The following is a 5,048-nucleotide window of genomic DNA, read 5'->3' as shown; positions in this document are numbered from 1 at the left end:
GATTCGCGCCTCCGGACTCAGCGCAACGCGTTGCGCTGAGTCCTGAGGCTGTTGCAATGAAAATGAGAATCAAGGTTGATGACCAAGGTTTGAATTTAATTTGACCATGCCCGTGCGTAGCTTGCTTTAGTGGCTTGAGTTATAGATAATAATCTTGAGCTAAGCTCCGTGTGGCGGCACGTAAAAGCTGTACTGTGCTTGGGCAGGTAAAAAGTCCAAGACGATTAGATATCCGAGAGGATATCGAGCCCGCACCGGGGAGATAAGGTGAGTCCGCGCCGGGGACTATAATTCCGGCGACAACTAGGTTTCCGTGAGGATGCCGCGGCTGACAGCCAGCAGAAAACCGCCTCTTTGATTATCAGCCGGGGTTATCCCGGCTTTTTTGATTGGGGTAGTATGGGTAGGGCTGAAGATCGGAAGGCGATAGTTGCGGAAATTAATCAGGCAGCAAAACTTTATCGCGGTTTTCTTGTCGGAAAGTCATTCATGTACGTTTTCGATGACAGGTATATCGAAGTTATTTATAAGGCCGAAAATTTCAAGCATTTAACTGGCGTAGATAGTCATTTGTCGGCTAAGCAGTTTTTCAAATTGGCATCCAGAGGAAAACTTGCTGCGTCGCAGATCGACTTTTCGAATCGCCATCCCTACGCTCTGTGTCGCAGAAAAGTCAACCATATTGTTCAGCTTGCCTCTTTTGCAACCTCCGCGTGCTTTATGCTCGAAGACATATCAACAAAATCGCAGTGCTATAAGTTTGGAACAACAGACTTAAACTTTTCCTTACTCATGAACTATAGGGGCGGTTGTTATATTGCTGAATCTTTAAGGGACGAAGATTGTTTTTCAAAGGCCCACGATGCGCATCTGGTCACTCATATCTTTTCGAGACAGAACGATAAGAAGCTATATGATTCCCTCTTGTTTAAAGATGGTGAGTTCGATGATTCCCAGCTTCCAAGAACTATTAGGTCTCTCCTAGATCCCTCTCTTCTTGCTCATTAGAAGATTCAAAGACGCGTGCGAGCGCCCATACACTCTCTCCGCTTGCCGCATACTTAAACGATTTACGTCGACTTTTCCCGCTGTTGCAGGGATTCGATCTGTTATGAGTCTGGGCTAGGATTTGATCTTAATACGCTGATGAGTACTGCCACCAGGCATTTCCCAACCCTGTTTATTGGCTTGCCGTGTAGATCGGCGCACTCATGCCTGTTGTCTTGTTGGGCCATCATCGCCGTTGCATCCTGCTTGTTGCTCTGGCCTACCTTTGTGTTTTGTTGCACGGGCCTTCTTATGCTGTGAGTGCGGAAAGCCTGTTTATAGACAAGGTCACGTACTACGAGTCGGGCGTCTCAGAGGCTTCCGAGCCTGGACCGATGCCGACCATCTTGAATTGGACAGCTTCGCGGTCGAGGCATTTGGCGCCAGGGGGAGGCGGGCTTCCGCACCATCTTTACGCCCTATGCCGAGCTGTACCACTACGAGTTCACCTCACGCGGCAGGGAAGAGGCCAACGAGGAAAAGCTGCGCCGCTGGAAACGTGAACAGGCACTGTTCATTCAGCGCTGGCCGGAGTTCTTCTTGACGGGCGATCCGTGGTTGGGGCCGAACTTATCCGCTGAGGGCGAGTATTTCTCGATCTAGCGCGGAGTGATTCCGAGTTTGGGTAGCGATTCAGCAATCGTGTTGAGCTCATGTTGCTGTAGGTAGGCGGGATTGAGAGCTTCTTTTCTATAGGCTAGGTAGCTGTCTCTGGTCAGTTCCCTTAGCTGTTTAGTAAAGAACTGTTCCCAACTGAAGAACTTCTCGCAGTCGATGAAATCGGCAGGATGAAGGAGCATGTCTTGCGTTTCGACATCGTTGAAGATTCCCGATCTCAGCACAAGCCATTCAAACGATTCCGGCAAAAAGAGCTCGATCTCCTTAAATCTTCTGAGCGAATAGACATAGGGCATCTCGGGCCCAAAAGCGGCCCCATCTGCAATTACGAGCAATTTTTGGGCTGGGGAGCTCAGAGCGGTTTCGTATATGTTTGATTTGCCACCGGCACTTACGCAGCGAATTTTACTTTTGGCGCACAGGACTTTAAAGAACTCATAGCCGGCATTGCTGTCTTCGACGATGACTTCTTCTGGCCGATCTCCATCGTAGAGCTCGTCTCCGTAAATGCGGTAGATAGAAGTGTACGTGCGTGTGTAGACAGGATATTTTGTTGTGGCCCTGTTGGTGTTTTTGAGGCCATAGATCTCATTCACGCTATAGGGGAGCTGGGGCAATTCGTCCCTCGCGACGATGACGTAGTAGTTGGAACTGTGTCGAGCTGCATGCTGGAATGCATGGCTCCTTACGAATTTTTGCGTATCGTCCACAAACACGATGCTGTTATCGATGCGGCCGAGTTGCGCTTCCCAATCTTTGCCGCCGATGACGCGGCAGGGGGCTGCGCAATTAACGATAATCCCGCTTTGGGCTCCCAGGTTTTCGTATGCACGGAGGCTGTCTTACAGGGTGGTTTTGCCTGTTGCGCTTTTGCCTTGGATGATGGTGAGGTTTCGGCGAATGGTGAGTTTGACCTGAACTTTATTGGTCCTTACGGTCAGCTGGTATTCCCCTCTCATGCTCGAGCCTCCCTCAGACATTTTGCCGAGATAAGGACAAGCTCATCCATGGTATGAACAATCTGTCCGGAATTGATGACACGGGCTGTAAAACGCGCTTTGCCAAAATCCATCATATGGTAGAGGTTGATGGTGATGTCATGTTTGGAGGCGATGCGCAAGATCCAATAGGCGCAATTATCTCCGCAGGTTGAGGCGTTGTAGAGGTTTTGAGGCATAAAGAGCATCAGTAGAAGTGTTTTGGTGCCCGTTGATAGTTTCTCTGGCGGAATAACGCCAAGCACCTTGGTGTCAATTGCGTTTGCGCCAAGAACAGTGCCACTATCAATAGATTTGATAATGCGCTGTGACAGGGGATCTTGCAGCCAAGAGGGAGAATAGCTGTAATCAAAGAATGTTGACGTGTCATAAATCACATCGTCTCTGTCGCCGTAGTGAATGCTGAGCATTGTTCCTCCATGGTTGCCTGTTGCGACTACTTTACCATGTTGGGGTCGATTTCCCTCAAGCAGTGGGTAATGGGTCAATCAACATGTCTGTTAGAACGAACCGATGACTTTTACGGGTGTAACAGCTTTCTATCCTGCGGTAATTGCCTGTCTCTATATGTTGGATTTAGCGGGTCGAAACAAACGATATTCCGCGATAAGCTTATACATGTTTATATAAACCGATAATTCTCGATATAACTTACGATAGGAATATAAAGATGCGATTTGACATGAAACGACAGATTGAAATGCTTGAGACTCTTAAGAAGCCTTTCGTACGGGAGTATTTTTGCTAATGTCGAGAAATGCATTGGGATGTTGATTACAAAGCTGTAGCTGGAGGTAGACATGGCAATACTTCGAACTTCATGGTTAAACGAGCCCCTGCCGCAACAGGTTCTGGAAGACTCTAATTGGATGCGTGTAGTTCATTTTTTCCTGATTGAGTCTCCCTGCCCTGGTCAGAGTAATCGTAATAATAATGAGATTGATAAATGGGCGCCCGCCCCTTGGGTAGGGATTCGAAGCTTAAAGACTTCTCTAAATCAAGCTATATTTAGTCGCAGGGATGTCGATGTGATGCTTGCGGTAAGAAGCAAGAAAGAATTAGAGGGCACCTGCAAAAAGCTAAACTTAGATGAGTATTTTTACGAAAATGTTGATGATCAGCGCATGGCGTTTGTGAAAGTTAATTCGAAGGGCAATACGAGCAAATACATGAGTTTGTTTTATCACATAAGAAATGCTCTCGCGCATGGTCGTTTTGCATTTAAAACCGACACATTAGAGCGTTTTGTGTTTATTTTTGAGGATGGAACCGTTACATCCGATGGTAAGGAATTTGATTTGACAGCGCGAGGCGTCATTAGGCTTAATTCATTGGTCTTGGCGATTAATACCATACAAAAGGGACCTGGAAAAACGGTTGATATCGAAGAGAAAATCCTCGCAGCAATTAGCGATGGCATTAATACAAAGCGAAAAATTAAAGATGAACTTGGTATTACGGATAAGGACTGGTCTACATATAGTCAAGTACTTAAAAAAGAAGGAAAAATAGAATGCAGCCAGCACAAATGGTCAATTTGCAGCGGGGGCTAAACTGCCAATGGGTCGAACCCGTCGCCCCCCTCCGCGGCCATTTCCCGGAGCGTCGCATCTATAATCTCCTGTAGGTCATCTTGTCTCTTGTTCACCTCAATGGCTCTCCTAACGCCGGTGTTGGCACCAACGGCGTAGCGGCGGCGGGGAGGCACGGCGGCCATCGTTCGGTGACCGGGATTGGTCAAAATCGTTTGACTATTAGTGGCTAGATCGCCCGGCGCTAATAGCGCATGCTAACCTCAAGTCCCGACCATCCCGCAGTCCAACTTTCTATTCGCAGCCCCACCAGAGTCAAACTTCTCAGAGAGAGGTTATTCAGGCGCCACAGAGAGGCTACGTGCAGTTTGCCCTGCCGGACCTAGATATCTATCTGCGAGAGAATGCCGAGGAGATTCTCGAACGGTTCTAGGTCAAGGTATTATTAGGTTTTGTTTTTACTTGGTGGCATTTTGGTAAAAATACGAGATTCCCGTATCGAATTTCTTCGCATTGTCCTTATGTGGACGGTAATGGCTCATCATTTTGTTGTTCACAACGCTGATTCTGTTTCCGTTTTTCCTGGTTCGTTTACTAGGTTTTTCTACAATATCTTTTTCTATCCAATTGGAAGAACTGCGGTCGGCTGCTTTGTTGCCATAACAATCTGGTTTGTTGCGGGGAAAGCCGGATACTCCATTAAACAAGCTGTTAAACAGATAGCTTCAATCGAAGGCACGGTTCTCTTTTATAGTATTGCGCTGGGTTTTTTCTTCAGGTAGTGTCGAGAAAGTTGGTGTAGAGCCCCATCCGAAGCGAGTCGGCCCGGCGTCCTAGAATCTGGAATACGGTT

Annotated in this window: 5 protein-coding genes; 3 read left to right on the top strand and 2 right to left on the bottom strand. The window is 47.5% G+C overall.

Annotated elements, in window-relative coordinates:
• The first annotated feature begins 399 nt into the window (after positions 1-399).
• A complete protein-coding gene (locus AB5202_RS09755; protein WP_215675090.1) occupies positions 400-1,008 on the top strand; it encodes a PBECR4 domain-containing protein in 609 nt (202 codons plus the stop codon).
• A gap of 638 nt (positions 1,009-1,646) precedes the next feature.
• Here AB5202_RS09755 and AB5202_RS09750 read toward each other — a convergent pair.
• Together AB5202_RS09750 and AB5202_RS09745 are read right to left on the bottom strand one after the other, a co-directional pair.
• A complete protein-coding gene (locus tag AB5202_RS09750; protein ID WP_368144636.1) occupies positions 1,647-2,375 on the bottom strand; it encodes a translation initiation factor 2 in 729 nt (242 codons plus the stop codon).
• Between the two features lie 245 nt (positions 2,376-2,620).
• A complete protein-coding gene (locus AB5202_RS09745) occupies positions 2,621-3,073 on the bottom strand; it encodes a DUF4869 domain-containing protein (protein WP_250787598.1) in 453 nt (150 codons plus the stop codon).
• Positions 3,074-3,463: 390 nt separating this feature from the next.
• On the opposite strand from AB5202_RS09745, the gene AB5202_RS09740 reads away from it, so the two are divergent.
• Complete coding sequence (locus AB5202_RS09740) at positions 3,464-4,216, top strand: hypothetical protein (protein WP_368144637.1); 753 nt, start codon at positions 3,464-3,466, stop codon at positions 4,214-4,216.
• 512 nt (positions 4,217-4,728) lie between these two features.
• Positions 4,729-4,977 (top strand): hypothetical protein, encoded by a 249-nt coding sequence (locus AB5202_RS09735; RefSeq protein WP_368144639.1) that lies wholly within the window; start codon positions 4,729-4,731, stop codon positions 4,975-4,977.
• Positions 4,978-5,048 lie beyond the last annotated feature (71 nt).

It is taken from the genome of Collinsella aerofaciens, from assembly GCF_040915545.1.
GTDB classification, from domain to species: domain Bacteria; phylum Actinomycetota; class Coriobacteriia; order Coriobacteriales; family Coriobacteriaceae; genus Collinsella; species Collinsella aerofaciens_BE.
The sequence above is the reverse complement of the archived record's forward strand: the minus strand, read 5'-3'. Positions and strand labels throughout refer to the sequence as shown.